The organism is Caulobacter sp. 602-2, assembly GCF_011043625.1.
GTDB lineage: Bacteria > Pseudomonadota > Alphaproteobacteria > Caulobacterales > Caulobacteraceae > Caulobacter.
The window spans coordinates 126,625-152,169 of sequence record NZ_JAAKGT010000009.1 but is presented as its reverse complement, the minus strand read 5'-3'; the positions used below and the strand labels follow the sequence as shown (position 1 = coordinate 152,169).

Here is a 25,545-nt window from a genome sequence, read left to right as displayed (position 1 = left end):
TTGCGTGGACGGAGCCGATTTATGAGCGCGGGTCCCCCCATGGTCTCCCCACGCGCGTGTTGCGCTCCGGTCTCTGACACGCTACCGCCCCGTGCGCAACCCGGGCGAACCGCGTTTCGCCTTCCAGACGTGACACCATGAACCCGATCGTCCTCATCCCCGCCCGCATGGCGGCCACCCGCCTGCCCAACAAGCCGCTGGCCGATATCGGCGGCCTGCCGATGATCGTGCGCGTGCTGCGCCAGGCGCAGGCCGCCGGCATCGGCCCGGTGGCCGTGGCGGCCGGCGATCCCGAAATCGTCGCGGCGGTGGAAGCCGCCGGCGGCCGCGCCGTGCTCACCGACCCGGCCCTGCCCTCGGGCTCGGACCGCATCCTGGCGGCGCTGGCCGTACTGGATCCGGACGGCGCGCACGACGTGATCATCAACCTGCAGGGCGACATGCCGTTCGTCGACCCGGCCGTGCTGTCGGCCTGCGCCAGCCAGCTGGCCGACCACGCCGACGCCGACATCGCCACCGTGGTCGCGCCGGAGGCGTCCAGCGCCGACCGCGCCAACCCCGACGTGGTCAAGGCCGTGCTGGCCATGGACGCCGGGGGCCAAAGCGGCCGCGCCCTCTACTTCACCCGCTCGACCCTCTATGGCGACGCGCCCGTCTGGCGCCACATCGGCATCTACGGCTATCGCCGCGCCGCGCTGGAAGCCTTCAACGCCGCCGCCCCTTCGCCGCTGGAGCAGCGCGAGAAGCTGGAGCAGCTGCGGGCCATGGAACTGGGCCTGACCATCCGCGCGGCGGTGGCGGACGAGGCCCCGATCTCCGTCGACAATCCGTCCGACCTGCAGGCCGCCCGCGACCACGCCGAAAAGAACTGAAGAGCTAGATGAGCACCCTCAAGACCATCGCCTTCCAGGGCGAACTCGGCGCCAACAGCCACGAGGCGTGCCGCACCTACTTCCCCGACTACGAGGTCCTGCCCTGCGCCACCTTCGAGGAGGCGTTCGAGGCCATCAAGACCGGCGCGGCCCAGCTGGGCATGATCCCGATCGAGAACTCGATCGCCGGCCGCGTCGCCGACGTGCACCACCTGCTGCCGGCTTCGGGCCTCAAGATCATCGGCGAGCGCTTCAAGCCGATCCGCTTCCAGCTGATGGCCAACAAGGGCGTCGGTCTCGACAGCGTGAAGACCGCCGTCTCGATGCCGATCGCGCTGTCGCAGTGCCGGCATAGCTTGAAGCGCCTGGGCCTCGCCACCGAGGGCGCGGGCGACACCGCCGGCGCGGCCAAGGCCCTGGCGGCCAAGCCCGACCCGACCCGCGCCGCCGTCGCGCCCGCCCTGGCCGCCGAGATCTACGATCTCGACATCCTGGCGCGCGACATCGAGGACGAGCGCCACAACACCACCCGCTTCCTGGTGATGACCGCCGACCCGGCCCCGCCGGCCCCGTCGTTCACCCACCGCTGCGTGACCAGCTTCGTCTTCCGGGTGCGCAACCTGCCGGCCGCGCTCTACAAGGCGCTGGGCGGCTTCGCCACCAACGGCGTCAACATGACCAAGCTGGAAAGCTACATGGAGAACGGCGCCTTCACGGCCACCTTCTTCTACGCCGAAGTCGACGGCCGCCCCGAAGACCGCAGCCTGGCGCTGGCCTTCGACGAGCTGAAGTTCTTCTCCGAGCGCTTCGAGATCCTGGGCGTCTATCCGGCCGACCCGTTCCGCGACCGGGGCTAGACCTTCCGATAGAACAGCACCCGGCCCGTCGGAACCAGCTGCAGCAGGATATCGAACTCCCGAACATTGGCCGTCAGCACGGTCAGGCCCAGCTTCAACGCCTGTAGGAACAGCACGCTGTCCTGCAGCGCCTTGAGGCGGGCGTCGGCGCCGTAGCCCTGCAGGCGGCAGATCATCCCCGCCAGCAATGCGGCACGGCCCAGCACCTCCACGTCGGGCTCGAACAGGCGATGGTCGGGCATGGCCTTGATCTGGCGCTCGATGGCGCTGATCGCGGCGACGCTCCGTGGATCGCCGGGTCGCAGCGCCCCAACGGCGTGCATCAATTCCTGAAGCGCGACGGTCGAGTGGTTGACCTGACGGGTCGCAACCAGGCCGCTGACGACTGGCGGTGAGCGCCCCTGCATCCGGTCAATATAGACGCAGGTGTCGAGCAGCAGGGACGAACCTGCAAGGTCGCCGTCATCGGCGAACGGCAGTTGTGCGTCGCCGCGGCGCGCCAAGGTTCGCCCCGGATCGAAGCGCGCCCAGCGTCGGGCGGCGTCGAAATCGAACCCCGCCAAGTCAGAACCCCAGCTTGAGGTCCGGATCCACCGTGCCGCCGACCGCCTCGAAGGCCTCGGCGAACCGATCTTCAAGCGCCAGGCTGGCCAGGGCAAACTCCAGAAGTTCGGTGTCGCTGACGATGCCGGTATTGGCCTTGGCCTGCTCGATCAGCGCGGCGCTGAGACGACCGCCAATGCGACCATCCTTTTCGGTCATGAGCCCGGAGCGCTGAGCGCTGTTCATCACGGCGACGAACCGGCCGCTCGACGATCGCGGCGGAACGGGCGCGGCGGCGCTGGAAGCTTCCATCATTCCACGTGCGCGCCTAGCCATGCCGATCGTCCAACAAAATTCCATTTTGTCTAACATACATCAAAACTGACGACGACTGAAGGCTGCGCAGCCTTCACCCCCTCCCCGTTCCGCCCTATCCTGGCGGCCATGACCAAGCCCGTTCCCGCCGATGTCGTCTCGCGCCTGAAGTCCGTGCTGGGCGAGGGCGGATGGAGCCAGGATCCTGAGCGTCTGGCGCCCAAGCTGGTCGAATGGCGCGGGCGCTGGAAGGGCGAGACGCCGCTGCTGGTCACCCCGCGCACCACCGCCGAGGTCGCCGCCGTCGTGGGGATCTGCGCGGCCGAGGGCGTAGCGATCACCCCGCAGGGCGGCAACACCGGCCTGGTGGCCGGCCAGATCCCGCAGGGCGAGATCCTGCTGTCGACCGAGAAGCTGCGCGCCGTGCGCGACGTCGACGCCCTGGACGACGTGATGGTGCTGGAGGCGGGCGTCACCCTCCATGAGGCCCACCAGCAGGCCGCCGCCGTCGGCCGCCGCTTCACCGTGGGCGTGGCCTCGGAAGGCTCGTGCACCATCGGCGGCCTGATCTCGACCAACGCCGGCGGCACGGCCGTTCTGCGCTACGGCATGATGCGCGAGCAGGTGCTGGGGATCGAGGCGGTGCTGCCCAATGGCGAGATCTGGAACGGCCTGAAACGCCTGCGCAAGGACAACACCGGCTATGACCTCAAGCAGCTCTTGATCGGGGCCGAGGGCACGCTGGGGATCGTCACCGCCGCGGCCCTGAAGCTGCACGCGCCGCTGGCCTCGCGGGCCGTGGCGATCGTGGGGCTGTCCTCGCCCGCCGACGCCATCCAGCTGCTCGCCCGCGCCAAGGACGAGACCGGCGGCGCGGTCGAGGCCTTCGAGCTGATGGGCCGGCTTGGCTTCGCCCTGACGGTCAGGAACGTGCCGGGCCTGCGCGATCCTCTGCCTACGGAGCACCCCTGGTACGTGCTGATCGAGATCGCCAGCGGCGAGCCCGGCGCGGCCGAGGCGGCGCTGGAACGCCTGCTGGCCGGCGCCCTGGAAAGCGGCCTGATCGCCGACGCCGCCGTGGCCCAGACGCAGACCCAGATGAAGGCCTTCTGGCACATCCGCGAAGGCCATTCGGCCGGCCAGAAGCCGGAGGGCGCGGTGTGGAAGCACGACGTGTCGGTGCCGGTCTCCAAGATCCCCGACTTCATCGGCCAGGCCGACGCGGCCATCGCCAGAGCCTTCCCCGGAACCCGCATCGTCGCCTTCGGCCACGTGGGCGACGGCAACGTCCACTACGATGTGCTCAAGCCCCAGGGTGGCGACGACGACGCCCATGACGCAGCCCGCGAGGCCGGCGCCCACATCGTCCACGACATCGCCGCGGGCTTCCACGGCTCGATCAGCGCCGAGCACGGCCTGGGCGCGATGAAGTCGGCCGAGGCCCTGGCCTACAAGGATCCGGTGGAAGTGGCCGCCCTGCGCGCCATCCGCGCCGCGCTGGACCCCCAGCGGATCATGAACCCGCGGGTGCTGTTCTAGACCTGCGCCAGGCGGCCGAACCACGCACGCAGGCGCATCCACGGCGAGCGCCGGATCGGCAGCGGCGGCGGGCGATAGGGCGGCTCGGCCAGGACCGCGGTCAGCCATGCCGAGACATCGGCCCAGGGGCCGCTCCGGGTGGGCGCATCTCCTTTGCCGCGACCGATCACCTGGCCATCTGGCAGCATGAAATAGCCGACCTGACCCGTGTAGCTGACGTTGCGCGAAGCGAAGAGCACGGCTTCAGGATCCGCCTCCTCATAGCCGTATCGCCAATGGGCGCCGCTCCCGACATCGAGCGGCGCACGGCTCGACCTCGTCAGCAGGGGCGGATCCTGGATCATCGACAGGGGCGCGCCATAGATGTTCAGTTGGAACAGTTCGGCGCCGTTCAGGTGGCGCAACAGTTCGGCCAATGCGGGCGGGAACGCTATTTCGTGCAGGCTCTGATAGGCCTCGATAGCCGACGCCGACAGCCCGGGATAGAGCAGCACGTCATAGGCCTCCGATCCCCGGTCCAGTTGATGCCCGGCCAGCAGAGCGCCGCCCTCGTCCTCCCAGGCGCCGCCTTGCGCAGCAGCCTTTGCGGCGCCGGCGACGGCCGCCAGGCAGGGCGGAAGGCGCGACAGGCGGGCCTCGACGTCTTCGACCGCCAGAGGCCTTTTCGCCCACCCCATGCGTTCAGGCTTCACTCGCCGCCTTGGCCTTGCGGCGGGCGAAGTAGACGGCGATCAGCGACAGCACCGCGCCGGCCGGGAAGGTCGACTTCAGGAAGCCGCCGGCCTGGCCCGGGCCCAGGATGTTGACCGCGAAGGGCACGAAGCCCCACTGGCCGGTGGACGGCTGCATCCAGAAGGCGCCGACGCCCACGAAGCACAGCACGGCCCAGATCAGCCGCAGCTTCAGGGCCCTGGTGCGGGCCACGAAATAGAGGGCCACGATCATCGGCAGCGGCCAGGCCAGGGCGGCTGCGAGGGCGAGGGTCTCGTTCATCCCGCCTTCCTAGCGAGCGTCGCGCGAAAGGAAAGAGCGGTTCGCCTCACGGCCTGGCGCTCACCCGCTGGAGGTCGCGTTCGCGGAAGGTCGCAAGGCGCTCGTAGTGCAGGCTGCAGAGTTCGCCGCCGAGACCGACCAGCATCCGCACCCGCGTCTGGCGGGGCTCGTCATGCCAGATCACCACGCGGAAGATCACGTCGTCCAAGGCCATAAGGGGCTGGCCATATCGGTCGAGCATGGCCTGGACCAGCTTGGGGCAGACGCTCGCGCCCTTCCCGCTCTTGACCGCGTCGACCGAGACCTGCTCCAGGCCCCCGGGTCCGTAATAAAGCTTGGCCCTCCCCTTCAGGCCGTTCACCGCGTGGGGCCCGCTGCTCAGGGCCCGGCCAACATCCAGCGTGTCGCCGAACCGCAGGGCCTTCAGCTCGGGCATGGCGGCCTGCGCCTGCTCGGGCGTCATGCCCCATTCGGTGGCTTCCCAGCCGGCGAAGGCCGCTCCTGGCGCGAGACCCAGGACGAAGGCGAAGACGAGAGCGAGGGCCGGGCGCATGGGAAAACTCCGTTCGCCCAGCAAAACCCAAACCTGCAAAGCTTGGCAATACACCTCAGGAGATTCAGCCGACCTGGCCATGTTCACCGATCTCCCCCGCGAAGGCGGGGGCCAAGCCGCCTTTCAAGGGCTGGCGGGGCCGCGGACGGCCCGCAGGCGCCGCTTGGGTCCCCGCCTTCGCGGGGAAGAACGGGGCTTTGGGAAGCGCCTGTCGCGTGACAACACCTTATCCCTCCTGCACGCCCGCAATCATCGCCTTCAGCGCCGCCAGGTGACCGTTCAGCGCCTTGCGCAGAGTCGCGAAATCGATGGTGTCGACGCCGGCCAGCATGCAGCAGATCTGCAGGCGGTCGGGGGCGTGGATCACCGGGTCGAGGGCGGCCGCGCTCACAGCGCCGCGCCGTCGCGCAGGTCACTGCGGAGCCGCGGCCGATGTGCGGGCGATCACATCCGCAAGTTGAAGACGTGCTAGCCTCTCCGCGACGTCCACGCCCAGCCATGCGAGGCGACCATGCCGCAGACCTCCGCGACCGCCCTGACCCTGCAGCAGCAGGCCTTCTGCCTGTCCTGGCTGTCGAACGCCGCTTCGGACAAGGTCGACACCCTGGCCAACCTGGAAGCCCACGTGCGCCAGGCGGTCCAGGCCTTCCTGGCCGACAACGCCGGCAGGATCGCCGACTGGTCGATCGCCTGGGGGCCGGTCGCGTCCAGCCACGAGGGATCCGACCCGACCGCGCTCTACTACGCCGACAACATGCTGTACGCGGCCAGCGCCACGGTGGCCGGCGCGCCCTGCCTGGTGGTGGCCATGGCCGGCACCAACGAGGACGACGCCTACGACTGGCTGGCCGAGGACTTCTCGATCGTCCGCCAGGTGGACTGGCCCTACGGCAATGGCGGCTTCGACGGCGCGGCCTCGCCCAAGATTTCGCACGCCACGGCGACCGGGATCGCCGCCCTGCTGGCCCTGAGCGATCCGGCGTCCGGCGGGATCGCGGCCTTCGTCACCGGCTGGACCAAGGCCAATCCCGGCGGGACGGTGATCTTCACCGGCCACAGCCTGGGCGGCGCCCTGTCGCCCAGCCTGGCGATGGCCGCGATCGGCAAGAACGGCGGCCCCTTCGCCGGCGCCACCGTGCTGACCCTGCCCAGCGCCGGGCCCACGCCGGGCAACCCCGACTTCGCCGCGCTCTACGCCAGCTTCTTCCCAGCGCCCGCCGCGGGGTCGGCCGACGGCGGGCCGGTCCCGTTCAACACCGACCTGGTCAACGCCCACGACATCGTGCCCACGGCCTGGAACGACGTGAAGCTGACGGGCTTCTTCACCAACACCGGCGACATCGCCTTCAAGCTGGCGATGGACGCCCTGCTGGCGTCGCTGGACGGCCTGGCCCACGGCCTGATCGGCTTCAACACCTACCAGCCGATCGCCCACCAGACCTTCGCGGCCGATCCGCCCGACGTCGACTACGACAGCCTGCAGGGCTATTTCGGCCTGATCGTCACCAACCACCTGGCGGCCTATCCCACCTATGTCGGCGTCGATGACGCGCTGACCGACACCACCGCGGCCATGACCCGCGCCACGCTGCGCCAGGTGCAGACCCACGCCAAGCGCCTGACGGCGGCGGCCAAGGCGCAGACCCCGCCGGCGAGCTGACGCTCGACCCGCACGCGCTCGCGACACTTTTATTGCCGATATTACCGAGCATCCCCGCGAAGGCGGGGATCCAAGCGGCGCTTGCGATCTGGAGCCGCCTCGCCTCCTCCTGAACGTCTGCTTGGGTCCCCGCCTTCGCGGGGAAGTACGGATCTGGCAGTTGCGCACGCGACCCGCCCTTGCCCCCGGCCGTCGCTCGACCATATAAGACATATACGAAACGTATATTCGAAAGCGAAGCCATGGGCATCGTCAACATCGAGGACGAGCTGCATGAGCAGCTGCGCCGCGCCAGCAAGGCCTCGTACCGGTCGATCAACGGTCAGGCGGCGTTCTGGATCAGGATCGGCATGCTCAGCGAGCTCAATCCCGGCCTGACCTTCCAGGAACTGGTGGCCCGCGAGCTGAAGGAGGCCGGCGTCGACGCGCCCGACCTGGCGGCGACCACCAGCGCATGACCATCGACAACGAGGACCAGCTGGACAAGCTGCGGGCGGTCGGCGCCCTGGTGGCCCGCACGCTGGCGGCCATGGGGGCTGCGCTGGAGCCGGGCATGACCACCCGCGAGCTGGACGACATCGGCCGCGCCCTGCTGGAGGCCGAGGGCGCCCGCTCGGCGCCGGAGCTGACCTACGACTTCCCCGGCGCGACCTGCATCTCGGTGGGTCCCGACTGCGCCCACGGCATCCCCGGCGACACGGTGATCAAGGCCGGCGACCTGATCAACATCGACGTCTCGGCCGAACTGGACGGCTTCTTCGGCGACACCGGCGCCAGCTTCTCCGTGCCGCCGACCACCAAGCGCATCGAGCGCCTGTGCCGCGACGGCCGGCGGGCGATGTGGGCCGGCATCCGTGCGGTGCGACCCGGCGGCCGGCTGAACGAGATCGGCCGCTCGATCGAGGCCTTCGCCGACAGGAACGGCTACAGCCTGGTGCGCAACCTGGCCAGCCACGGGGTCGGCCGCTCGCTGCACGACGCGCCCAAGGAGATCCCCACCTGGCACGAACCGCGCGACCGCCGGGTGATCACCGAGGGCCTGGTCTTCACCATCGAGCCGTTCCTGTCGCTCGGCGCCGACTGGGTCGAGGAGCTGGACGACGGCTGGACCCTGCGCCCGCCGGGCCGCGAGGCCACGGTGCAGTACGAGCACACCCTGGTGGCGACGCGGAACGGACCGCTGGTGCTGACGCTGGCTTGAACAAAGGGCTGTCATCCCGGCCGGAGGAGCGCGTCAGCGATCCGTAGAGCCGGGACCTCCCACGTTTCGAATGTGTCCACCGTGGGAGGTCTCGGCGCTCCGCTGCGCTACAGCCGGGATGACAAAAGGGGTGCGGCAAGCGCAGGCGATAGCGCCTTAAGGGTCGGCTCCTCCGTCCCCACCGCTGGCGAAGCGGGACCAAAGCCTCTATCTGCACCCCCATGCTGATGGTCATCTCGCCCGCCAAGTCGCTAGACTTCACCGCCCCGGATCAGGTCCTGCCCCTGACCACCCCGGCCCTGAAGCCGCAGATCGCGGAACTGGCCAAGGTCACCCGCAAGCTGACGGCCGCCGACCTGCGCCGGCTGATGCACATCTCCGAGAAGCTGGCCGACCTGAACCGCGAGCGGTTCCAGCATTTCGACCCCGAGGTCGAAGACGGGCTGCAGGCCGTGATCGCCTTCAACGGCGACGTCTATGCCGGCCTGGCCGCGCGCGAGCTGGACCGTCCGGCCCTGGAGTGGGCGCAAGGCAGCTTGCGCATCCTGTCGGGCCTCTACGGCGTGCTGCGGCCGCTGGACGCCCTGCAGCCCTACCGCCTGGAGATGGGCACCCGCCTGAAGACCAAGCGCGGCGCCAACCTCTACGACTTCTGGGGCGAGACCATCGCCAAGACCCTCAACGAGGCCGCCGCCGGCCACGAGGACCCGACGCTGGTGAACCTGGCCAGCCAGGAATATTTCGGCGCCGTCGACGCCAAGGCGCTGAAGCTGCCGGTCGTCACCTGCCACTTCAAGGAAGAGAAGGCCGGGGCGCTGAAGGTGCTGGGCTTCTACGCCAAGAAGGCGCGCGGCCGCATGGCCCGCTACGCCATCGAGGGCCGCGTCGAGAAGGCCGAGGCGCTGAAGGCCTTCGACCTCGACGGCTATCGCTTCCGCCCCGACCTCTCGACGGAAGCCGACTGGGTTTTCGCTCGCCCGCAGCCCTAATTTCATCTATCGATGAATTTATAAGCGCTCGCTCTTCGCGATAGCGAGCTATATGCTGCAATGCAGCAAGTCGGGCAGGACAGCAGGAGCGCGCCGATGGCCGTGGATTTCGGGTTGCAGGGTCAAGTCGCCATCGTCACGGGCTCGACCAGCGGCATCGGGCACGCGCTCGCCGACGCCATGGCCGCCCAGGGCGTCAACATCGTGCTCAACGGCCTGGGCGAGATGAACGCCATCGAGCGCACCCGCGCCGAGATGGCCGAAAAGCACGGCGTCGAGGTGCTGTATCACGGCGCCGACATGACCAAGCCGGTCGAGATCGCCGACATGGTGCGCGCCGCGAAAGCCGAGTTCGGCGAGCTGGACATCCTGGTCAACAACGCCGGCGTCCAGCACGTGGCCCCGGTCGACGAGTTTCCCGACGACAAGTGGGACCTGATCATCGCCATCAACCTGTCGTCGGCGTTCCACGCCGCCAAGGCGGCGATCCCGATCATGAAGGAGCAGGGCCGCGGGCGGATCGTCAACATCGCCTCGGCCCACGGCCTGGTCGCCTCGCCCTACAAGTCGGCCTATGTCGCCGCCAAGCACGGCATCCTGGGCCTGACCAAGACCATCGCTCTGGAAGTGGCGCAGCAGGGGATCACCTGCAACGCCATCTGCCCTGGCTTCGTGAAGACCCCGCTGGTCGAGGCCCAAATCGCCGACCAGGCCAAGGCCCGCGGCATCAGCGAAGAAGCGGTGATGAAGGACGTGATCCTGGCCGCCCAGCCCACCAAGCAGTTCGTCACCGTCGAGCAGCTGGCCGGCCAGCTGCTCTACCTGGTCAGCGACCTGGGCGCCTCGGCCAACGGCGCGGCGTTCACCGTCGACGGCGGCTGGACCGCGCAGTAGCCTTTCACTCCGCTCAATCCCCGCCTTCGCGGGGAAGCTCGGACCAGGGGGATCCTGAGCTTCGATCGCTCTCGGGAAGAGGCCGCCCCATGCCCATCGCGCCGCTGAGGAAGAAGCCCAAGGGCCCGCGCCCGATCAGCCTGGCGCTGCAGGGCGGCGGCGCGCACGGCGCCTTCGAATGGGGCGTCATCGACCGCCTGCTGGAGGAGGAGGGCCTGGAGATCCAGGCCATCACCGCCGCCTCGGCCGGGGCCATGAACGCGGTAGCCTACACCTCGGGCCTGATCGCCGGCGGCCGCGACGGCGCCAGGGCTGCGCTCGACGACTTCTGGAAGCAGGTCAACCGCAAGGGCGGCCGCAACGTCTTCGGCGACACCAGCATCTGGACCAGCGCCTTTGGGGGCGCGACCGACTGGATCAAGAACACGCCGGGCTGGCGGATGGCCGAGACCCTGGCCCTGTCGCTCAGCCCCTACGAGTTCAACCCGTTCAACCTGAACCCGCTGCACGACATCCTCGAGGAGGCGATCGACTTTTCCGCCCTGCGCGAGCGCTCGCCGGTCAAGCTCTACATCGCCGCCACGGCGGTGCGCACCAGCAAGGCCAAGGTGTTCCGCGAGACCGAGCTGACCGCCCGCCACGTGATGGCCAGCGCCTGCCTGCCGCAGGTGTTCCAGGCGGTCGAGATCGACGGCGAGCCCTACTGGGACGGCGGCTTCCTGGCCAACCCGCCGCTGTGGCCGCTGTTCTACGACCAGACGCCGGACGACATCCTGCTGGTCAGCCTCAACCCCTTCGTCCGCGACGAGACGCCCAGGAGCCCGGGCGAGATCATGGACCGCCTGAACGAGATCACCTTCAACGCGGCGTTGTCCTCGGAGCTTCGCGCCATCGGCTTCGTGCAGAAGCTGCTCGACGAAGGCCTCTTGAAAGACAATGCCCGGGGGCGCTATCGGCGCATGCTCGTTCACGCCATCAAGGCCGACGGGCCGCTGGCCGACCTGTCGCTGGCGTCCAAGTTCAATACCGAGTGGAGCTTTCTGACCGACCTCAAGGCCCGTGGGCGCAAGGCGGCGGAAGACTGGCTCGGCGAGTGCATGTCCCAGGTGGGCGAGCGCTCGACGGTAGATCTGAAGTCTGGTTTCGCATGATTACCCCCGCTCCGACCCCCTCCCCCACCGCCGGCGTCATCTGCCTGCGGGGGCATGAGGTGCTGCTGATCAAGCGCGGCACGCCTCCGCGTCTTGGCCAGTGGAGCCTGCCGGGCGGGCGCATCGAGTTCGGCGAGACGGCCGAGGCCGCGGCCCTGCGCGAACTGCGCGAGGAGACAGGCGTCGAGGCCAGGCTGCTGGGCCTGATCGACGTGGTCGACGGCGTCTTCACCTCGCGCGAGACCGGCGAGACCACCCGCCACTTCGTGATGTTCGACTACGCCGCCGAATGGACCGGCGGCGAGCCCCACGCCGGCGACGACGCCGCCGACGCCCGCTTCTTCACCCGCGAAGAGGCCATGGCCGCCGTGGAATGGGACCTGACCCGCCAGGTGATCGCCCAGACCTACGACCTGTTCCGGCGATAGCAACGGATCAGGCCGACACAAGTAAATATGGCACAAAAATAGATTCTATTTAAAGTTGCAGTCGCATTCCATCGACCCGATCCTCGCGCCAAAGCGCACAGGAGGGCCGCCCCAATGTCGACGCCGCAGACCGCCCAGGTCCAGATCACCAACGGCACCGCCAACCCGGCGATCGTCACGCTCTGGCACAAGAACTCGGACTACGGGACCGAGAGCCAGACCTTCCTGCTTCTCGAACACGCCACCAGCGCGCCGATGACGGTGCACTTCAACACCGGCTGGGGGTCGCTCAGCGTGCTGGACTACTGGGCGGTCAAGCTGGTGGTCGTCAACGGCACCCACAGCGGCGTCTACCACAACACCGGGTCGGGCTGGTGGACCGAATGCCAGCTGCAGTCGGCCGACGCCGGCAAGCTCATCACCCTAACCGTCGACACCGGCGCCTTCACCGTGCCCCTGCCCTCGGGCGGGGTCAGCGTGCCCATGCAGAAGGTCGCGCCCTACACGACGGTCGACAACGTCTTCGTGCTGATGCTGGAAAACCACTCGTTCGACAACATCTTCGCCATGTCGGGCATCCCCGGCATCCAGCACGCGACGAGCGCGAACACCAACACCTATGTCGACGGCACGGGCCAGAGCCACACCTATGCGGTGGGTAGTCAAGCCCCGCAGGCCATGCCCACCGATCCCGGCCACGAGTTCGCCGACGTGCTGGAGCAGTTGTGCGGCGTGGGAACCACCCGCGATCCGTGGACGCCCTACAACCAGCCGATCACCAATTCCGGCTTCGCCGCCAACTACGCCACCTCGAAGAGCGAGGCTCCGACCTTCGGCCCAGACCTGCCGACGGCGAGCCAGATCGGCGACATCATGCAGTGTTTCGACACCAAGAACGCGCTGCCGGTGATCTACGCCCTGGCGACCGAGTTCGCGATCTGCGACCGATGGCATTCCTCGCTGCCGGGTCCGACCTGGCCCAACCGCTTCTTCGTGCACGGCGCCTCATCGGCGGGTTGGACGGACTCGCCAGGGCCGCTCACGATCGGCGACTGGGTGGGCCACAGCGGCTTCGTCTACCCCAGCGGGGCGTCGGTCTTCGACCGCATGGACGCCGCGGGCCTGCCCTGGCGGATCTATGCCGACCACACCGGCGACGTCGCCGGGGCGGTGCCGCAGGTCGCGTCGCTGAAGGGCATCACCTACAAGCTCGACACGGAGTCCTTCTCCTCCTTGGCGTCCGATGTCCTGGGGCCCTACCCCTACGCCTACACCTTCATCGAGCCGAACTACGGCGACGTCGTCTTCGGCACCTACAAGGGCGGCTCGTCGCAGCACCCTATGGACTCGATGACCAATGGCGAGGCGCTGATCAAGGCGACCTACGAGGCCATCCGCAATTCGCCGCTGTGGAACCGCAGCCTGCTGATCATCACCTACGACGAGCACGGCGGCTTCTACGACAGCGTCGCGCCCGGGGAGGCGCCCAAGCCGGGCGACGGCAGCCCCGAAAACCTGTCGATCAATTCCGGCGGCTTTCTGTTCGACCAGTACGGCGTGCGCGTGCCGGCCGTGGTGGTCTCGCCCCAGATCGCCAGGAACACGGTCAGCCACACCCTCTACGACCACGCGTCGGTGCCGGCCACGCTGGCCAGCCTCTACGGCTTCCCGCACATGACCGCGCGGGACGCCAGCGCCAATACGGTGCTGGACGTGTTCAACGTCTATCCGCCACGCGGCGACTGCCCAACGATCCTGCCCAACCCCGTGGCCGCGCCCACGCCGGCGCCCGCGGCCGCCGTGCGCGACCCCAGCGCGCCGCTGCCGGAGGGCGGCAACGCCCAGGCCCTGCTGCAGACCCTGGCCAAGACCCAGATCGACCTGGCGCGCGGCGACCCGGCCGAGGCCGCGGCGATCCGGGCCCACGTGGCCACGATCAAGACCAGCGGCGAACTGGAGGCCTACGCCATCCAGGTGCAGGCCATGGCCGCCCAGGCCGTCGCCGCATCCTCGCCGGACGATCCGACCGGCCCGAACATCCCGCGCTCGACGTTAATTGGACCGGCGAGTCCACAATAACCCTTTGAAAGATAGGGACTTGTCGAACCGAAGCTTCGGTGAGACGCTTTCCTCGTGATCGGTAGCCTCGACGTCAGAGCGCGGCGCCGGCTCACGAGGAAACGAGAGAGATGACCCCGCAAGACATCGTGGGCCTGGCCCCGCCGCGCGGACTTCTGGCGATGATCGCGCTGATGCTGTCGGCCATGGCCGCCTGCTTCTGGACCCCGGAAATGGATCCCGAACGCATCCTCGACGACGAGCGGCGATAGAGCCTGGTTCGGATCGGCGCTCGACCGCTCTGGCCCTCTACTACCGAGCCTCCCCGCCTTCGCAGGGAAGGACGGATTTGGGGACGAGCATCGCGTGACTGTCCACCGCCCCTAGGGCCCGGACTCAATTGGCGTGCAAAGAAACGTGTCTTCCCGGCCGGAGGAGCGCGTCAGCGACTCTAGGGCCGGTAGTTCCCCCAGCCCCAGCAGCCGGGACGCGGCGTTCCGGCCAGCCCTTCTGCGTCGACGCACAGCAGGCCCGCGTCCGGCCCCGCGCCGCCGGGCGGCGAGATCCAGGACACCACTCCGTTCTCCACCCCGACCAGGACCGCGTCGCGCTTGTCCGACAGGTTGCGGCTCTTCCAGCCGCCAAGGTCGATGGTCAGCACGCCATAGCCCGACCGCGCCGAGGCGTGCCAGCGCAGGCCGTCCCGCCGCGCGAAGGTCTCGGGATCCTGCGGCAGGCGCTGGCCGATGGCGAGGCCGGCCAGGGTCTGCGCGCCCTGATCGCGCGCCCGCGCCCGATCGCGGTTCATGGCCGGCAGCTTCACGGCGAACGGCAGCAGGGCCAGGCCCTGCATGTCGCTCTCGTCCAGGGGCCGGCGGCGGGCCGGGCGTGCGATCGCCGGCCGCGGCGGCGGCGGCGCGCAGTCGACCGACAGCCGCTCGGACGTCTGCAGACGGGCCGCTTCCCAGCGCGCCAGAAAGCCCGCGCCGTCCTCCAGCGGCAGTTGACCGAAGCCGGCCAGGAACGGCCCGGCCCGCCGCTGCCGGACCCAGCGCTCATAGGCCTTGCGCTCGGCCATCGGCGGGGCGGGCGCCCTGGCGCGATCGCGCACCGGCCGCAGCACCGCCGCCAGCCGCCCGTCGCGGAACGCCAGCACCGGATCGCCGATCGCCAGGTCCCTGGGCTCGGAGGCCAGGCGCGAGCGGCAGACCGGCGCCTCGGGGTCTGGCGCCTCGGCGCCATAGGTGCGCCAGGCCGCCTGCCGGCGCAGCGCCCCGGGATCGGCGACCAGGTCGTCGAGGGTGAAATAGACGTCCGCCCCGCCGTCGCCGGCGACCTCGAAGCCACGCGGCGGCGGCGTCCGGGCCGGAGCGCCGGTCAGCCTGGCGCGGACCTCGACCGGCGTCAGGCCGATCAGGTCGCCGACGGCCGCCTCACCCGCCCATGCGCCGTCGACCGCCAGGAGGGCCAGCGCCGCGGCAAGTCCGATCCTCAAGCCCATGCCGGCCTCCCAGGTCCAACCCTGGGAGGAGAGCATGCCCAGGCCTCGCGCGCCACGAAAAAGTGAGTGAACAATCACACCCGACCTCTGCGCATGCCCTCGCGGAAGGATTGCCGCCGTCCCGACGAGGCGCACACTCGCCGGAAGGGCTCCGTCCGAGGGCCGCCGCAAACGACAAGAGAGGGAGACCGCCATGGCCCTGCGAACGCCGCTGTGCGACCTGCTGCACGTCGACCATCCGATCCTGCTGGCCGGCATGGGCGGGGTGTCCTACGCGCCCTTGGCCGCGGCGGTTTCGGCCGCGGGCGGCTATGGCGTGCTGGGCATGGCCGGGACCTCGCCGGACTTCATCCGCCGGCAGATGCGCCAGGTGCGCGCCCTGACCGACAGGCCGTTCGGCGTCGACCTGCTGGCCGCCACGCCCGACGCCCTGACCGCCAGCGTCGAGGTGATCATCGAGGAGGGCGCCAGCGCCTTCGTCGCCGGGCTGGGCGTGCCCATGCCGATCATCGCCCGGCTGCACGCGGCCGGGCTGAAGGTGATGGTGGTCTGCGGCACGGTGCGCCATGCGCAGAAGGCGCGCGACGCCGGCTGCGACGCGGTGATCTGCCAGGGTGGCGAGGGCGGCGGCCATACGGGCCTGGTCGGCACCCTGCCGTTGGTCGCCCAGGCGGTCGAGGCCGTCGACATCCCGGTGATCGCGGCCGGCGGCCTGCACGACGGACGAGGCCTGGCCGCCGCCCTGGCGCTGGGCGCCCAGGGCGTGTGGATGGGCACGCGCTTTATCGCCAGCCACGAGGCCCACGCCGGCGAGGTCTATCGCCAGGCCGTGCTGGACGCCCGCGACGAGGACACCGTGCGCACCCGCTGCTACTCGGGCAAACCGATGCGGGTGCGCGCCAACCCCTATGTCGACGACTGGGAGACGCGGACCGGCGAAATCCAGCCCTTCCCGCTGCAGGCCATGGCCAGCGTCCAGGCCGGGGTGCTGGGCGGCATCGGCGGCCAGACCGAAGGCCTGGACCCAGACCGCTCATGCCTGGCCATGGGCCAGAGCGCCGGTGGGATCCGCCAGGTGCTGCCGGCCGGCGAAATCGTCGCGGCCCTGGTGGCCGAGGCCGAAACCGCCATCCGCCGCAGCGCGGCGCTGGTGGCCTGAGGGGGCTCCCCTTCAGCTTTTGAGCTCTACCGCCCCGACGACAGCACCGTCAGATGCTTGCCCGTGGTGTCCGGCGCCAACGGCGACTGGGTGACCAGGATCGTCGTGCCGGGAACGATCACCTTGCGCACCGCCGCGCGGAAGCCGTCGGGCATCCGGGTCTTGGCCATCAGGCCCTGGTCGAGCGGCCGGTCGGCCTCGTCCTCGTGGCCGGGCGCGCCGACATAGGCCCAGCGCGGCACGCCGTCCTCGACGCCCGTGCAGACCAGCACGTGGGTCTGGAAGTCCTCGTCGGGGAAGACGACCCCGGCGCGGCCGATCTCGACGCCGTTGCGCAGCACCACGGCCCGGTGGTCGCTGCGCGAGGCGATGATGGTGACGGGGCCGGCCGGCGAGGCTTCCGGCGCCCAACGCCAGTCCTCGCCGTAGGGCGGCGGTTCGGCCCCCTCTTCGAAGCCGGCGTTCATCGGCATGCCCAGCACCCCGGCCGCCTGCGGCATGGCGGCGGGCGGCTCGCCGGCCTTGCCGACCACGATCACCGTGCCGCCCATCGGCGTGATGCCGAACAGCAGCTTGGCGAAGCCCATCGGCAGGTGCACGCAGCCGTGGCTTTCCGGATAGCCCGGCAGGCCGCCGGCGTGCAGCGCCACCCCGTCCCAGGTCAGCCGCTGCTGAAAGGGCATGGGAGCGCTGTTGTAGAGACTGGACCGGTGGTTGGCGTCCTTCTGCAGGATCGTGAACACCCCCGTCGGCGTCTCGTGGCCTTCCTTGCCGCTCGACACCGTAGAGACGGCGATGCGCACGCCGTTGCGATAGACCGTGGCCAGCTGCCGCGACAGGTCGACATGCACCACGACCGGTCCCTTGGGCGCGATCTGCGGGGCCCACACCCACTGGCCGGGCTTGAGCGTCTCGCCCGTGCGGGCCAGCTCGACCGCCGAGCTGGCCTTGGCGCCCTGGGCCAGGGCCGTGCCGGGCGCGATCATCCCGGCGACCAGGACGAGGGAAAAAGCGCGACGCGAAGGGATCATTTGGCGGCGATGGTCAGGGTGTAGCTGGCGGTCTCGTTGCGGCGCGCGGCATTGCGCATCAGGTAGACCTGCACGGTGTAGTCGCCGCTGGACGGGATCTTCACCGTCGCGCTGCTTCCCGAGGTCGAACCGACGAACATCGCCGCATCGGCGCCCGGGGCGGTGATGTTGAAGTTGCTGGAGGCGTTGCTGGTCTTGAGGTCGACCTTCAGGGTCTGGCCGGCGGCGACCCCGACCTTGTAGTTCACGGACGCATAGCCCTTGATCGAGCCCTTGATCGTCTTGGACGAGGTTCCCTTGGCGAAATGCACCGTCTCGGTGCGGGCGGCGTCCTGGGCCATGGCCGGAACCGCGGCGAGCAGGCAGAGCGTGGCGAGCGTGCGGGCGAGCATGTCGATCTCCTGAGCCGGGCGGGCCTCGAAGCGAGGATAGGTTGAGCCCCGGGCTAGGCGCAATCGCACGAACCATCGATAGTCGTCGCGTATCGCAGTCTGGAGCTTCCCCGTGCGCGTCGCCGTGTTTTCGACCAAGGCCTACGACCGTCGCTTCCTGGATCGGGCCAATGCCGGCGGCGACCACGTCATCGACTATTTCGAGGCCCGGCTGGACGCGACCACCGCCGCCCTGGCGGCCGGCTATCTCGCGGTCTGCGTGTTCGTCAACGACCGGCTGGACGCGGCGGCGCTGCGGATCCTGGCGGCGGGCGGCACGCGGGCGATCGCCCTGCGCTGCGCCGGCTACAACAATGTCGACCTGGCCGAGGCCGAGCGGCTGTCGATCACCGTGGTGCGGGTGCCGGCCTATTCGCCCGAGGCGGTGGCCGAGTTCACCGTCGGCCTGCTGCTGGCGCTGGACCGCAACATCGCCCGCGCCTGGGGCCGGGTGCGCGAGAACAACTTCGCCCTCGACGGGCTGATGGGCCGCAACCTGTCGGGCCGCACCATGGGGGTGGTCGGCACGGGCCGGATCGGGGCCCTGGTGGCCCGGAGCCTGAGACTGGGCTTCAACTGCCGGGTGCTGGCCAGCGACGTGGCCCAGGATCCCGAACTGGTCGCCATCGGGGTGGAGTATGTCGACCGCGAGACCCTGCTGCGGCAGGCCGACGTCGTCACCCTGCACTGCCCGCTGACGCCCGACACCCGCTACCTGATCGACGCGGCCGCCATCGCCGCCGCCCGCGACGGCCTGACCATCGTCAACACCAGCCGCGGCGCGCTGATCGACACCGCCGCCCTGATCGAGGGCCTGAAGAGCCGCAAGATCGGCGGGGTGGCGCTGGACGTCTACGAGCAGGAGGCGGACCTGTTCTTCGAGGACCTGTCGAACGAGATCGTCCAGGACGACGTCTTCCAGCGCCTGCTGACCTTTCCCAACGTGCTGATCACCGGCCACCAGGCCTTTCTCACCGAGGAGGCGCTGTCGGCGATCGCGCAGACCACGCTGGCCAGCCTGTCGGAGATCGAGGCGGGCCAGGCCCCGGCCAACCGGGTGACGGCCGAGCAGGTTCGCCCGGCGGGCTGAGCCGCGCGGCCTTGATCGTTTCGCGCAAAAACGTGCGAGGACACTGAAGCCATGGGTTGAAGCTGGGCCAGATTGGGTCTTTCCTGGCGACCCTCACCGGCATCGCCCGGCGCGATACGTCCTTCCTCCCGTTCCCCAGGAGCCGCCAATGGACCGCCGCAAGCTTCTCTCCTTCGGCCTGCTGGCCGTCCTGCCCGGCCTGGCGCACGCCCAGGGCCACGGCAACCATGGCCCCGGCGGCCAGGGTCCTGGACAAGGTCCCGGACAGGGCGGCTCCGGCGGCCAGGGTCCCGGACGCCCCGGACAGGGCTCGGGTCCCGGCTCGGGCGGCGGCCGTCCCCCGGGACAGGGCTCCGGGCAGGGACCCGGCCACGGCTCCGGCGGTCCGGGCCAGGGACACGGCCCCGGGCATCCCGGCGGCGGCTCGCCGTCGCGTCCGCCAACCACGCGTCCCCCCGCCACGCGCCCGCCGTCGGGCCACCGTCCGCCGGGTCGCCCGCGTCCCACCCCGCCGATGGGTCCGCATCGTCCCGGCGCGGGCCGCCCGCCCGGCTTCCGGCCGATCCAGGGCGGCCGCTGGCGCTATCCCCCCGGCCAGCGCTATCGCCGCTGGGCGATCGGCGGGATCCTGCCGGGCCTGTTCCTGTCGTCGGGCTACATCTTCGACGACTACTGGCGCCTGGGCCTGGGCGGCCCGCCCTACGGCTATCACTGGGTGCGGTACGGACCCGACCTGTTGCTGGTCGAGTGGCGCACCGGCCGCGTCGTCGACGTGATCTACGGCGCCTTCTACTGATCGTCCCCGGCCAGGAGACCTCGATGAACAGGATCACGAGGGTCGCCGTGGCGGCCGTCGCGGGCTTCGGTGTGCTGGCGACCTCGCTGGCCGCCGCGGCCCAGCCCCGCGACCTGATCGGCGCCCGGGCCGGCCAGGGCGAAAACAGCCTGCGCTCGCGCGGCTACCAGCTCGATCACGCCGACGGCGGCGTGCAGTACTGGTGGCATCCAGGCAACCGGGAATGCATCAACCTGTTCGTCGACGACGGCCGCTACGACGCCATCGATCGGCGGCCGACCTCAGAGTGCAATGCGGGCAAGGGCGGCAAGAAGGACAACACCGGCGCCATCGTCGCCGGGGCGCTGGCCATCGGCATCCTGGCCGCCGCGGCCGCCTCGTCGAAGAAGAAGCACGAGGACGACCGCTATCGCGACGACGACGACCGCCATCGCGATCCGCCCTACTCGCCCGCCCGGGGCGTCGACTGCTACCCCACGCAGCGAGCCTGCTACGAGCGCGGACGCGGCTATTCGCCGTCGTGGACGTCGCGCGAATTCGGCTACCGCTACTAAGGCCCGGAGGACGAGATCATGCAGACCCTCCGCGTACTGACGTTCGCCCTCGTCGCCGCCGCCTTGGCCGCCGGCTGCACGCCCAAGCCCGAGGCCGGCAAGGAGGCCGCCACCGCGCCGGCGCCCGTCGGCAAGGACGCCGCCCGCCAGGAGACCGGCGCCCTGCTGGCCGACCTGATGTCGCCGACCTTCACGGTCGAGCAGCAGGGCCGCATCCTCAACATGGGCTACTTCATGGCCGCCTCGTCGCTGTGCCCGGATCTGTCGGTCGATCCGCTGAAGATGGGCCGCGCGGTCGACGCCGTCATGACCCTGGGCCCGCCCGAGCAGACCGACGCCGAAAAGGCCCACCAGCGCGACGCGGTGATCATGTTCCTGGGCATGGCCAGCGGGGCGATGATCGGCTCGCACGCCGACGACAAGACGCAGTTCTGCGAGGACGCCGCCAAGGTGAAGGGCGGCGCTTCGGAGACCCACCTGTTCGCCGCCGGCGCGCCGGCCGATCCCTCGACCGCGCCGGTGCCGGAAGCTCCGGCAAAGCCGTGATGGACCGGACGCGTTCGCGTCCGGTCCACACTCCCTACCCCCTGTTGTCCAGCTGCGGACGCACGGCCTCGCGGCCGCGGCGGGAGATGCGATAGGGCCCCGACGCGCGGGACTCGATCAGGCGCTTGCGCTTCAGCTTGCCGAAGATCGCCAGGTTGCAGCTGGCGAGCACCAGCCCGTCACGGGTGACGCATTCGACGCGAGTGATGCGACGGCCCTCGTCGCGATGGGCGCGCACGCAGCCGCCCTGGGCCAGGACGTGCAGCACGCGCTGCTCGTCTCTCGAGATGTTCATTTGGAAAAAAGCCAGTCTGGAGTTCGGCCAAGCCCGAACGCGCCGCGTCAAGCGGCGGGAAGGTTCGGGCTGCGAGCCGCGCGCGCGAGGCGTGCGGCAGCCGTTCAGACAAGCTCAGGCATGAACATCCGGGCTTGATGCCGCAGAACGGCGATCGCCGCAACCTCACGACTGCAGGATCACCACCAGCACGGCGGCGACCAGCACCAGCCCCTCCACCCCGTGGATGACCACCGCCAGCCAGTTGGAGCGGAAGGCCTGGGCCGGCAGGGCGTAGCAGAGGCAGCTGATCACCAGCCCCGGCATCAGCCAGAACTTGTGCACGTGATAGGCGCAGAACAGCAGGCCGTTTCCCAGCCACGCCCAGCGCCCCCAGGCCCGCTCCATGCGCGGCAGCAGCACGCCGTGGAACAGCAGCGCCTCGCCCAGGCCGTAGTTGAACAGGCTGGAGACCAGAGCCAGGCCCAGGATGTCCCAACGCCCGCGGGCCTCGGGCGCGATCAGGCGTTCGATCATCGCGAAGGACGGCGCCAGCTGCGCCAGCCGCTCGCCCAGGGGCGTGGCCTGGAACAGCAGGGTGGCGGCCTCGTCGCCGAGGAAGCCCAGGGCCACGAACAGCGGGACCAGCAGGAAGGCGCCGATGAAGGCCCGCCCGCTGGAGCGCCAGACCGGCGGCGTCAGCCACAGGCGCCGGCGCAGCTGCGACCAGCGCAGGCGGATCCCTTCCAGCTTCAGCACCACCACCGACAGCACCAGCTGCCAGGCCATGCCCAGCACCACCATGCGCCAGAAGACGAGGCCCGGCAGCGGATCGCCGGGGGCCATCAGCCTGGGCGCGACCACCCAGGCCAGCACCGCCATCGGCGCGGTGGCCGCCAGCCAGATCAGCAGGATCGCCGCCGTCCGGCCGATGGCGACCAGCCGCGCCGGCACGCCGGGCGAGATCAGCGTCGCATGCACCTCGCTCACGCCTAGAACCTGCGCACCAGGCCGACGAAGCCGGCGGCGGCGCTTTTCTTGGCGACCAGGGGGCTTCTGGTGATGTCGTCGTCGAACAGCTCGATCTCGGCGGCGGCGATGACATAGGCCCGCTCGCCGATCCGGTAGCGGGCCTGGGCGCCCAGCGACGGCACGACCACCCCGCCAGACGGCGCGCCGCGCGTGCGGCCGAACTCATAGGCCCGCCCCGGCCCGACCTCGCCGGTCTTCAGGCCATAGAGCCAGGTGGCCAGCTTCTCGTCCTTCCACGACAGGCCGGCGGCCGCCTGCAGGGTCAGCCGATCGGTGGGCGCGGCTTCCAGCGTCAGGTCCAGATTGACCTCCTGGCCCTTGGTCTCGCCCGACACGTCGGCCAGGTATTCGAGGCTGAGCGTCGCGGGGCCCAAGCCCGTGCTGGCCCGGCCGCCGACGTCGACGCCGAGGTCGCGCTCCAGGAAGGCGAAGTCGCGGGTCTCCTTGGGGTCGACCAGCTGGAAGCGCGGCGCGATGCGCCCCTCCAGGGTGAGGCGGTCGCCGGCCAGGACCTTGACCGCAAGGCCGCTCAGGTCGGCGGTGAAACGCCGGTCCTGGTAGAAGAACAGCGGCAGCACGCCGGTCCCGGTCTTTTCCTTGGCGCTCTCATAGGGGTTGGCCGCGGCGTAGGCCCCGGCCCCCAGCAGGAACAGCCGCTCGGGCTCGGCCTCCTCGGACTGGGCGCGGGCGGGCGGCGCGAGCGCGACCAGCAGGCAGGCGGCGAGCAGGGCGGCGCCGGACAGGCGATCGATCATGACGGTTCTCTCTCGAAACGGGGGGAGGACGGTCACGACCCTGGCCGGCGCGGCGCTGGGCGTCGTCCGAACGGGCAGGCCCGGAGCGCAAAGGCGTCCGATCCTGCCGGTCAGGACATGGCGGGCGACGTTCGGCTGGCGCGGTCAGGCGGCCGGGCGGAAGGCGCTGGGCGGCCGGCCGGCGTGCTTCTTCACCGCGGCGTTGAAGGTCGAGCGCGAGTTGAAGCCGACCTCGTAGGCGATGGCCAGGATCGGCTCGTCGGAGGCGCCGATGCGCGCCACCGCCTCCTCGACCCGCCAGCGGTTGACGTAGTCGAAGAAGCTCTGGCCCAGGTGCTCGTTGAGCACCTGCGACAGATGGTTGGGCGTGACGCCGATGCGCCCCGCCAGGCCGCTGAGCGACAGCAGCGGATCGCGATATAGGCCCTGGGCGCGCATGGCCTGCTCCAGGCGGGCGGCGATCTCGACCTGGCGAGGTTCGGCCAGGGCCGAGCGGGCGTACTTGCCGGCCGCGGGCAGCACCTGCGGCGTCTCGGTCTGGGGCGTGTAGATCGGCTTCTGCGACAGGCCAAAGAGGCCGATGGCGACGATCCAGGCCAGTTCGACGGCGGCGGCCGACGCGTCCAGCCAGCCCTCGTGCGCCGCGCCGGCGGCCAGGGCCGACTTCACCGCGCCCCAAAGCCAGGCGGCCAGCATCACCAGCAGCAGCGCCCGCAGCCAGCTGAGCGTGCGATCCTCGAGGTTGGAAAAGAGGTCGCGCACCCGCCGCACGTGGCGGCCCAGCACCGCGAAGGCGGCGGCCAGATAGCCCAGGGTCACGGCCAGGAACAGCGCCACGAAGGCCAGCTGCAGCGGTCCGGCCAGCGGATCGGCCTGCGCGCCCTGGCCGGTATAGACCGCCAGCCGGGTCGAGACCGGCAGCAGGAAGAACGGCAGGACCAGCAGCATGGCCAGCCCCGCCGGCCAGCCGATGCGCGCGATGCGCTTCAGGGTCCAGCCCCGCTCCGGATCACCGGTCATGGCCAGCACATAGGCCAGGATCGACGGACCCAGGCCCAGCGACGTGGTCCACAGGATCCCCGTCGCCCAGGGCGCGGCGGCGTAGGCGCCGGCGCGGTCGAGCATCAGGTCCAGGCCCGACAGCGCGCTGAGCAGCAGGAACACCGCCAGGGCCGTCGAGGGCGCCGTGCGCCAGTCGCGGCGCACGCCCAGCTGCGCGGCGGCGAACAGCCCCACGCCGGCCGCCGCCGAGGCCAGGATCAGCACCACAGTGTCGGCCATGTCCCCCCGCGCCCGAATGAAAACGGCGCGGAGAGTGTCGCGTAACGCCGGTCGGCGCAATCGCGGGAGGAGCGGCCGCCAGCTTGAATCAGCCATGCTCGCATCAACAAGGTCGTCATCCCGGGCGAAGGTCCGCGCAGCGGGCCGCAGACCCGGGACCCAGGGGCTACCGGCGGTGCGTCGGCCCCTGGGTCCCGGCTCTCCGCTTCGCTGCGGCCGGGATGACGATGACAGGGACCTTGAAGTGTAAGGCTCGCAGCCTCGGGCGAGCCGCCCCTACTCCTTGATCTCGGGCAGCAGCCGGCCGAAATGCGCCTCGACCTGGCCGTAGCATTCGCAGGCGCGGCGTTCGAGCTTGCGGCGGTCGAGGATCTCGACCCGGCCGCGGCGGGTCTGGATGATCCCGTCGACCTGCAGCACCTTGGCCGCGGCGGTGACGGTGGTGCGCTGCACGCCCATCATGTCGGCCAGGGCCTCCTGGGTCAGGCGCACGACGTTCTCGCCCGAGCGGTCGTGGGCCGCCAGCAGCCAGCGGCAGCAGCGCTGCTCTATCGTGTGCAGCGCGTTGCAGGCCACCGACTGCATCATCTGGGCGATCATGGCGTCGGCGTAGCGGGTGAAGAGGTCGCCCATGGCCGGAAAGCGCTGGCGCATCTCGTCCAGCCGCGCGGTCGGCACCACGAAGGCCGGCCCGGGCACCTGCACCACCGCGCGGCCGTAGGCGGGTTTCAGCCCGCCGCTGACGATGCCGCCCAGCGCGCCTTCCCAGCCGACGGTGGCGGCCTCGACCTCGCGCCCCTCGGCGGTGACCACCAGGAGGGCGACCATGGTCGGCCGGCACGGCAGGTAGGTGTTGCGCACGTCCTCGCCGACGTCGAACAGCACCTGGCCCCGCGCCAGGGCGGTGAGGGACAGGCCCGTCTTCAGCGCGGCGCGCGCCTCGTCGGGCAGGGCCAGCAGCAGGCGATTGCCGGCATAGGCCTGGGTGACCCGCTCGGCGCGGGCGTCTCGGTCGGTCAGTTCTGCGGAGTCGGCCATGGCG

31 protein-coding genes are annotated in these 25,545 nt (G+C 70.4%); 17 read left to right on the top strand and 14 right to left on the bottom strand.

Features of this window, described 5'->3' with window-relative positions:
* The first annotated feature begins 137 nt into the window (after positions 1–137).
* Positions 138–872, top strand: a complete 735-nt coding sequence (locus G5B46_RS17670) for a 3-deoxy-manno-octulosonate cytidylyltransferase (RefSeq protein WP_165260859.1) — start codon at positions 138–140, stop codon at positions 870–872.
* Positions 873–880: 8 nt separating this feature from the next.
* Positions 881–1,729, top strand: a complete 849-nt coding sequence (locus G5B46_RS17665; RefSeq protein WP_165260857.1) for a prephenate dehydratase — start codon at positions 881–883, stop codon at positions 1,727–1,729.
* Here G5B46_RS17665 and G5B46_RS17660 read toward each other — a convergent pair.
* Positions 1,726–2,292, bottom strand: a complete 567-nt coding sequence (locus G5B46_RS17660) for a type II toxin-antitoxin system VapC family toxin (RefSeq protein WP_165260855.1) — start codon at positions 2,290–2,292, stop codon at positions 1,726–1,728. The two genes, G5B46_RS17665 and G5B46_RS17660, sit on opposite strands and share 4 nt — an antisense overlap.
* A 1-nt stretch (position 2,293) precedes the next feature.
* The gene (locus tag G5B46_RS17655; protein WP_205691741.1) at positions 2,294–2,587 is read right to left on the bottom strand and encodes a hypothetical protein; all 294 of its coding nucleotides are present in this window, start codon (positions 2,585–2,587) and stop codon (positions 2,294–2,296) included.
* Positions 2,588–2,716: 129 nt separating this feature from the next.
* On the opposite strand from G5B46_RS17655, the gene G5B46_RS17650 reads away from it, so the two are divergent.
* Complete coding sequence (locus G5B46_RS17650; protein ID WP_165260853.1) at positions 2,717–4,126, top strand: FAD-binding oxidoreductase; 1,410 nt, start codon at positions 2,717–2,719, stop codon at positions 4,124–4,126.
* On the opposite strand, the gene G5B46_RS17645 is transcribed toward G5B46_RS17650, so the two are convergent.
* From G5B46_RS17645 to G5B46_RS17630, 4 genes are all read right to left on the bottom strand, one after another.
* Positions 4,123–4,818, bottom strand: a complete 696-nt coding sequence (locus G5B46_RS17645; RefSeq protein ID WP_165260851.1) for a hypothetical protein — start codon at positions 4,816–4,818, stop codon at positions 4,123–4,125. The two genes, G5B46_RS17650 and G5B46_RS17645, sit on opposite strands and share 4 nt — an antisense overlap.
* Positions 4,808–5,119, bottom strand: a complete 312-nt coding sequence (locus tag G5B46_RS17640; protein ID WP_165260849.1) for a hypothetical protein — start codon at positions 5,117–5,119, stop codon at positions 4,808–4,810. The genes G5B46_RS17645 and G5B46_RS17640 overlap by 11 nt, the downstream gene beginning before the upstream one ends.
* 46 nt (positions 5,120–5,165) lie before the next feature.
* On the bottom strand, positions 5,166–5,672 hold the full coding sequence (locus tag G5B46_RS17635) for a hypothetical protein (RefSeq protein WP_165260847.1): 507 nt from the start codon (positions 5,670–5,672) through the stop codon (positions 5,166–5,168).
* 226 nt (positions 5,673–5,898) lie between these two features.
* Positions 5,899–6,063, bottom strand: coding sequence for a hypothetical protein (locus G5B46_RS17630; protein ID WP_165260846.1), 165 nt, complete (start codon positions 6,061–6,063; stop codon positions 5,899–5,901).
* A 120-nt stretch (positions 6,064–6,183) separates the two neighbouring features.
* On the opposite strand from G5B46_RS17630, the gene G5B46_RS17625 reads away from it, so the two are divergent.
* The 9 genes from G5B46_RS17625 (at position 6,184) to G5B46_RS17585 (ending at position 14,325) form a co-directional block, all read left to right on the top strand.
* Positions 6,184–7,332, top strand: a complete 1,149-nt coding sequence (locus tag G5B46_RS17625) for a hypothetical protein (protein ID WP_165260844.1) — start codon at positions 6,184–6,186, stop codon at positions 7,330–7,332.
* Between the two features lie 242 nt (positions 7,333–7,574).
* Positions 7,575–7,790 carry a ParD-like family protein gene (locus G5B46_RS17620; protein WP_165260842.1) on the top strand — a complete coding sequence of 72 codons (216 nt, stop codon included), beginning with the start codon at positions 7,575–7,577 and terminating at the stop codon, positions 7,788–7,790.
* Positions 7,787–8,533: a type I methionyl aminopeptidase gene (map, locus tag G5B46_RS17615; RefSeq protein WP_165260840.1), complete on the top strand. Its 747-nt coding sequence runs from the start codon at positions 7,787–7,789 to the stop codon at positions 8,531–8,533. Before G5B46_RS17620 ends, map begins: the two co-directional genes overlap by 4 nt.
* A gap of 221 nt (positions 8,534–8,754) precedes the next feature.
* Positions 8,755–9,522: a peroxide stress protein YaaA gene (gene yaaA / locus G5B46_RS17610; protein WP_165260838.1), complete on the top strand. Its 768-nt coding sequence runs from the start codon at positions 8,755–8,757 to the stop codon at positions 9,520–9,522.
* 96 nt (positions 9,523–9,618) lie between these two features.
* Positions 9,619–10,416 carry a 3-hydroxybutyrate dehydrogenase gene (locus tag G5B46_RS17605; RefSeq protein WP_101711567.1) on the top strand — a complete coding sequence of 266 codons (798 nt, stop codon included), beginning with the start codon at positions 9,619–9,621 and terminating at the stop codon, positions 10,414–10,416.
* 89 nt (positions 10,417–10,505) lie between these two features.
* Positions 10,506–11,567 (top strand): patatin-like phospholipase family protein, encoded by a 1,062-nt coding sequence (locus G5B46_RS17600; protein WP_165260836.1) that lies wholly within the window; start codon positions 10,506–10,508, stop codon positions 11,565–11,567.
* Positions 11,564–11,995 (top strand): NUDIX hydrolase, encoded by a 432-nt coding sequence (locus tag G5B46_RS17595; RefSeq protein ID WP_101717207.1) that lies wholly within the window; start codon positions 11,564–11,566, stop codon positions 11,993–11,995. The genes G5B46_RS17600 and G5B46_RS17595 overlap by 4 nt, the downstream gene beginning before the upstream one ends.
* Before the next feature lie 114 nt (positions 11,996–12,109).
* Positions 12,110–14,074 (top strand): alkaline phosphatase family protein, encoded by a 1,965-nt coding sequence (locus tag G5B46_RS17590; RefSeq protein ID WP_165260834.1) that lies wholly within the window; start codon positions 12,110–12,112, stop codon positions 14,072–14,074.
* A gap of 110 nt (positions 14,075–14,184) precedes the next feature.
* The gene (locus G5B46_RS17585; RefSeq protein WP_165260832.1) at positions 14,185–14,325 is read left to right on the top strand and encodes a hypothetical protein; all 141 of its coding nucleotides are present in this window, start codon (positions 14,185–14,187) and stop codon (positions 14,323–14,325) included.
* A gap of 179 nt (positions 14,326–14,504) precedes the next feature.
* Here the strand turns inward: G5B46_RS17585 and G5B46_RS17580 are convergent, their stop codons facing one another.
* Complete coding sequence (locus G5B46_RS17580; protein ID WP_165260830.1) at positions 14,505–15,590, bottom strand: hypothetical protein; 1,086 nt, start codon at positions 15,588–15,590, stop codon at positions 14,505–14,507.
* A 157-nt stretch (positions 15,591–15,747) separates the two neighbouring features.
* Here G5B46_RS17580 and G5B46_RS17575 point away from each other — a divergent pair, with 157 nt between their 5' ends.
* Complete coding sequence (locus G5B46_RS17575) at positions 15,748–16,713, top strand: nitronate monooxygenase family protein (protein WP_165260828.1); 966 nt, start codon at positions 15,748–15,750, stop codon at positions 16,711–16,713.
* Positions 16,714–16,739: 26 nt separating this feature from the next.
* On the opposite strand, the gene G5B46_RS17570 is transcribed toward G5B46_RS17575, so the two are convergent.
* Positions 16,740–17,744, bottom strand: coding sequence for a L,D-transpeptidase (locus G5B46_RS17570; RefSeq protein WP_165260826.1), 1,005 nt, complete (start codon positions 17,742–17,744; stop codon positions 16,740–16,742).
* Positions 17,741–18,136, bottom strand: a complete 396-nt coding sequence (locus tag G5B46_RS17565; protein ID WP_165260824.1) for a DNA breaking-rejoining protein — start codon at positions 18,134–18,136, stop codon at positions 17,741–17,743. The genes G5B46_RS17570 and G5B46_RS17565 overlap by 4 nt, the downstream gene beginning before the upstream one ends.
* Positions 18,137–18,248: 112 nt before the next feature.
* Between G5B46_RS17565 and G5B46_RS17560 the strand changes: the two genes are divergently transcribed.
* The 4 genes from G5B46_RS17560 to G5B46_RS17545 all read left to right on the top strand — a co-directional run bounded on the left by G5B46_RS17560 (position 18,249) and on the right by G5B46_RS17545 (position 21,161).
* The gene (locus tag G5B46_RS17560) at positions 18,249–19,265 is read left to right on the top strand and encodes a 2-hydroxyacid dehydrogenase (protein ID WP_165260822.1); all 1,017 of its coding nucleotides are present in this window, start codon (positions 18,249–18,251) and stop codon (positions 19,263–19,265) included.
* Between the two features lie 148 nt (positions 19,266–19,413).
* Positions 19,414–20,061: an RcnB family protein gene (locus G5B46_RS24500; protein WP_165260820.1), complete on the top strand. Its 648-nt coding sequence runs from the start codon at positions 19,414–19,416 to the stop codon at positions 20,059–20,061.
* A gap of 23 nt (positions 20,062–20,084) precedes the next feature.
* Positions 20,085–20,615 (top strand): hypothetical protein, encoded by a 531-nt coding sequence (locus G5B46_RS17550; protein ID WP_165260818.1) that lies wholly within the window; start codon positions 20,085–20,087, stop codon positions 20,613–20,615.
* 18 nt (positions 20,616–20,633) lie between these two features.
* Complete coding sequence (locus G5B46_RS17545) at positions 20,634–21,161, top strand: hypothetical protein (RefSeq protein WP_165260816.1); 528 nt, start codon at positions 20,634–20,636, stop codon at positions 21,159–21,161.
* Positions 21,162–21,195: 34 nt separating this feature from the next.
* Here the strand turns inward: G5B46_RS17545 and G5B46_RS17540 are convergent, their stop codons facing one another.
* The 5 genes from G5B46_RS17540 to G5B46_RS17520 form a co-directional block, all read right to left on the bottom strand.
* Positions 21,196–21,456, bottom strand: a complete 261-nt coding sequence (locus G5B46_RS17540) for a YjhX family toxin (protein WP_165260814.1) — start codon at positions 21,454–21,456, stop codon at positions 21,196–21,198.
* 165 nt (positions 21,457–21,621) lie between these two features.
* The gene (locus G5B46_RS17535; RefSeq protein ID WP_205691740.1) at positions 21,622–22,425 is read right to left on the bottom strand and encodes a CPBP family intramembrane glutamic endopeptidase; all 804 of its coding nucleotides are present in this window, start codon (positions 22,423–22,425) and stop codon (positions 21,622–21,624) included.
* A gap of 2 nt (positions 22,426–22,427) precedes the next feature.
* Positions 22,428–23,222, bottom strand: coding sequence for a MipA/OmpV family protein (locus G5B46_RS17530; RefSeq protein WP_165260812.1), 795 nt, complete (start codon positions 23,220–23,222; stop codon positions 22,428–22,430).
* A gap of 144 nt (positions 23,223–23,366) precedes the next feature.
* Positions 23,367–24,503, bottom strand: a complete 1,137-nt coding sequence (locus G5B46_RS17525; RefSeq protein ID WP_165260810.1) for a helix-turn-helix transcriptional regulator — start codon at positions 24,501–24,503, stop codon at positions 23,367–23,369.
* 276 nt (positions 24,504–24,779) lie between these two features.
* Positions 24,780–25,541 (bottom strand): Crp/Fnr family transcriptional regulator, encoded by a 762-nt coding sequence (locus G5B46_RS17520; RefSeq protein WP_165260808.1) that lies wholly within the window; start codon positions 25,539–25,541, stop codon positions 24,780–24,782.
* Positions 25,542–25,545 lie beyond the last annotated feature (4 nt).

Bases quoted from the DNA above. Each gene is read 5' to 3' on its own strand.
- G5B46_RS17655 (WP_205691741.1), bottom strand. From the start codon at position 2,587: ATGATGGAAGCTTCCAGCGCCGCCGCGCCCGTTCCGCCGCGATCGTCG.
- yaaA (WP_165260838.1), top strand. From the start codon at position 8,755: ATGCTGATGGTCATCTCGCCCGCCAAGTCGCTAGACTTCACCGCCCCG.
- G5B46_RS17540 (WP_165260814.1), bottom strand. From the start codon at position 21,456: ATGAACATCTCGAGAGACGAGCAGCGCGTGCTGCACGTCCTGGCCCAG.
- G5B46_RS24500 (WP_165260820.1), top strand. From the start codon at position 19,414: ATGGACCGCCGCAAGCTTCTCTCCTTCGGCCTGCTGGCCGTCCTGCCC.
- G5B46_RS17550 (WP_165260818.1), top strand. From the start codon at position 20,085: ATGAACAGGATCACGAGGGTCGCCGTGGCGGCCGTCGCGGGCTTCGGT.
- G5B46_RS17575 (WP_165260828.1), top strand. From the start codon at position 15,748: ATGGCCCTGCGAACGCCGCTGTGCGACCTGCTGCACGTCGACCATCCG.
- G5B46_RS17620 (WP_165260842.1), top strand. From the start codon at position 7,575: ATGGGCATCGTCAACATCGAGGACGAGCTGCATGAGCAGCTGCGCCGC.
- G5B46_RS17625 (WP_165260844.1), top strand. From the start codon at position 6,184: ATGCCGCAGACCTCCGCGACCGCCCTGACCCTGCAGCAGCAGGCCTTC.
- G5B46_RS17525 (WP_165260810.1), bottom strand. From the start codon at position 24,503: ATGGCCGACACTGTGGTGCTGATCCTGGCCTCGGCGGCGGCCGGCGTG.
- G5B46_RS17530 (WP_165260812.1), bottom strand. From the start codon at position 23,222: ATGATCGATCGCCTGTCCGGCGCCGCCCTGCTCGCCGCCTGCCTGCTG.
- G5B46_RS17520 (WP_165260808.1), bottom strand. From the start codon at position 25,541: ATGGCCGACTCCGCAGAACTGACCGACCGAGACGCCCGCGCCGAGCGG.
- G5B46_RS17665 (WP_165260857.1), top strand. From the start codon at position 881: ATGAGCACCCTCAAGACCATCGCCTTCCAGGGCGAACTCGGCGCCAAC.
- G5B46_RS17590 (WP_165260834.1), top strand. From the start codon at position 12,110: ATGTCGACGCCGCAGACCGCCCAGGTCCAGATCACCAACGGCACCGCC.
- G5B46_RS17640 (WP_165260849.1), bottom strand. From the start codon at position 5,119: ATGAACGAGACCCTCGCCCTCGCAGCCGCCCTGGCCTGGCCGCTGCCG.
- G5B46_RS17635 (WP_165260847.1), bottom strand. From the start codon at position 5,672: ATGCGCCCGGCCCTCGCTCTCGTCTTCGCCTTCGTCCTGGGTCTCGCG.
- map (WP_165260840.1), top strand. From the start codon at position 7,787: ATGACCATCGACAACGAGGACCAGCTGGACAAGCTGCGGGCGGTCGGC.
- G5B46_RS17595 (WP_101717207.1), top strand. From the start codon at position 11,564: ATGATTACCCCCGCTCCGACCCCCTCCCCCACCGCCGGCGTCATCTGC.
- G5B46_RS17600 (WP_165260836.1), top strand. From the start codon at position 10,506: ATGCCCATCGCGCCGCTGAGGAAGAAGCCCAAGGGCCCGCGCCCGATC.
- G5B46_RS17565 (WP_165260824.1), bottom strand. From the start codon at position 18,136: ATGCTCGCCCGCACGCTCGCCACGCTCTGCCTGCTCGCCGCGGTTCCG.
- G5B46_RS17605 (WP_101711567.1), top strand. From the start codon at position 9,619: ATGGCCGTGGATTTCGGGTTGCAGGGTCAAGTCGCCATCGTCACGGGC.
- G5B46_RS17580 (WP_165260830.1), bottom strand. From the start codon at position 15,590: ATGCTCTCCTCCCAGGGTTGGACCTGGGAGGCCGGCATGGGCTTGAGG.
- G5B46_RS17570 (WP_165260826.1), bottom strand. From the start codon at position 17,744: ATGATCCCTTCGCGTCGCGCTTTTTCCCTCGTCCTGGTCGCCGGGATG.
- G5B46_RS17650 (WP_165260853.1), top strand. From the start codon at position 2,717: ATGACCAAGCCCGTTCCCGCCGATGTCGTCTCGCGCCTGAAGTCCGTG.
- G5B46_RS17585 (WP_165260832.1), top strand. From the start codon at position 14,185: ATGACCCCGCAAGACATCGTGGGCCTGGCCCCGCCGCGCGGACTTCTG.
- G5B46_RS17545 (WP_165260816.1), top strand. From the start codon at position 20,634: ATGCAGACCCTCCGCGTACTGACGTTCGCCCTCGTCGCCGCCGCCTTG.
- G5B46_RS17670 (WP_165260859.1), top strand. From the start codon at position 138: ATGAACCCGATCGTCCTCATCCCCGCCCGCATGGCGGCCACCCGCCTG.